This window comes from Mesorhizobium sp. P5_C1 (assembly GCF_054049815.1).
Genome location: NZ_JBFULQ010000786.1, coordinates 1 through 1,954 on the forward strand (window position 1 = coordinate 1; position 1,954 = coordinate 1,954).

General features: G+C 58.8%; 2 protein-coding genes. One reads left to right on the plus strand and one right to left on the minus strand.

What is annotated here, in order from left to right:
• Positions 1-220: 220 nt before the first annotated feature.
• Positions 221-751: a YciE/YciF ferroxidase family protein gene (locus ACXJ7R_RS31260; protein ID WP_457155180.1), complete on the minus strand. Its 531-nt coding sequence runs from the start codon at positions 749-751 to the stop codon at positions 221-223.
• A gap of 553 nt (positions 752-1,304) precedes the next feature.
• Between ACXJ7R_RS31260 and ACXJ7R_RS31265 the strand changes: the two genes are divergently transcribed.
• Positions 1,305-1,954: trehalose-6-phosphate synthase (locus ACXJ7R_RS31265; RefSeq protein WP_457155179.1), on the plus strand; the 650-nt coding region annotated here is incomplete at its 3' end.

Sequence of the window (1,954 nt, forward strand, 5' to 3'; positions counted from 1 at the left end):
CGGCAGACTATGGCTTGCGTACCATCGTGGTCCAGGATGCGGTCTGCAGCGCCTCGGATGAGGCGCATGATGCCATGATCGGGCTGTTCAGCAATCGCTACGGCCAGCATATCGAGACCGCGACCACTGAGCAGCTTGTAAACTGTTGGATTAGTGGGTGACCGACCCAACGGTAAGGGCCATGACGATGTCGCCGTGGCCCTTATTTAAGTGCGTGGGATCAAGCCGCTTTTTGCTGCTCGGCCGCCCTGTCATTCACACCTGACTCACCGAGGGAGGTGAGGGCTTCGTCGGTGGCCTTCTCCTCTTCGAGTGTGGCGTTGAGGAGTTCGACGATGTCATCCTTGCCCAGCGATGTCGCCCAGGCGATCAGCGTGCCATAGCGCGCGATCTCATAGTGTTCGACGGCCTGCGCGGCGGCGACAAGGCCCGCGTCGATCGAGGTCGAACCCTTGTATTCCTCCAAGATCTCGGATCCTTCCTCGATGATGCCGTCGATGGCGGGGCAGGTTTTGCCGCGCGCAGCAATGCCAAGGATATCAAACACCTGCTCGAGTCGCTCAACCTGGCCCTCGGTCTCGACAAGATGTTTCTCGAAGGCGGCGGACACCTGGGCGTCCTCCGCGCCCTTGGCCATCTTCGGCAGGGCTTTGAGAATTTTCTTTTCGGCGTAGTAGATGTCCTTAAGCCCGTCGAGGAACAGATCCTCGAGGCTCTTGGTGCCGGCACTGGCTTTCTTCGTGGCTGCCATCTGACAATCTCCTTTGGTTGAAACAACCCCTTCGGGTGCTAATCCAACTCCAATCTTCAAGGCAGGTTCCTGCCAAAGTTAGGTGTGACTGATTTTTCTTTAGGTCTCGAAAAGCTGTCCAAATGCGACGGGAAAGATGAGCGAGCTTTGGCGCGCGACGCGCCTGAACAAGATGCCTTGCGGCCAGCACCATAGGTGTCCCTGGTGGTCGAGGCGAGCTGGTCAATGCAGACGATCGTTGATGGGTTGTCGAAATCGGATCTCTTGGCTAGGGCGATTTGGGCGTTTCACGACGTGGAACAATCGCAATGGCAGACCGTTCCCAAGCGAATTTCCCAGGTTAGGATTCCTCTTGTTGCAGCGATCAAATGAAACCCACAAAGAGCGCCCGCAAACGGCTGGCGCTTCCAGCGGGAGTGGGGCTTTACGGGGCGCGGGAAAGCACCCAGACAACAATGCCGACCCGTGTCGTTTGGTTGTTGTCTCGAATAGGCTGGGGAATATTCGCGATCTGTCGCAAGCCGGAGGCCTCGCTATAGGCGTCGCGGATGCGTTGGCCGAGCGTGGAGGTCTCTGGCTGGGAGCAAGCGCGGAGCATCGAGATACCGCTCCGGGCGACGAACCCGTCATTCACCTTGAACGCCTGGGAAGGATCGAGACAGCCGCGCTCAGCCTGCCGCGCGAGGCGTACTCCCTCTACTATAACGGCTACGCCAACAGTACGCTGTGGCCGCTTTTCCATTACCGGCTCGACTTGGTGGATCATCGCAGCGAGTTTCTTCACGCCTACAGGCAGATCAATGCGCGGTTCGCCGAGGCGCTTGCACGATTGCTGACGGGCAAAGACGACCTGGTCTGGATCCACGACTATCATCTTATCCCGCTTGCCGCCGAGCTGCGGCGGCTCGGATTCGGAAATCGGATCGGCTTTTTCCTTCACATCCCGTTCCCGCCACCTGACCTGTTGGTCGCCACATCCGACCATGAAGAACTCATCGATGACCTGCTTCAGTACGATGTGGTGGGTTTCCAGACCGAGACTGACGTGACGAATTTCCGGCGCTCCGTGCGGGCGACAAATTCGATCACCTTCGACGACAATGGCGCGGCGGAGGCCAATGGCCGGACCGTTGTGTCCCGGAGCTTTCCGATAGGCATCGATGTCGGCGCGTTCGCACGCATGGCTAACGAGGCGTCGCAGGA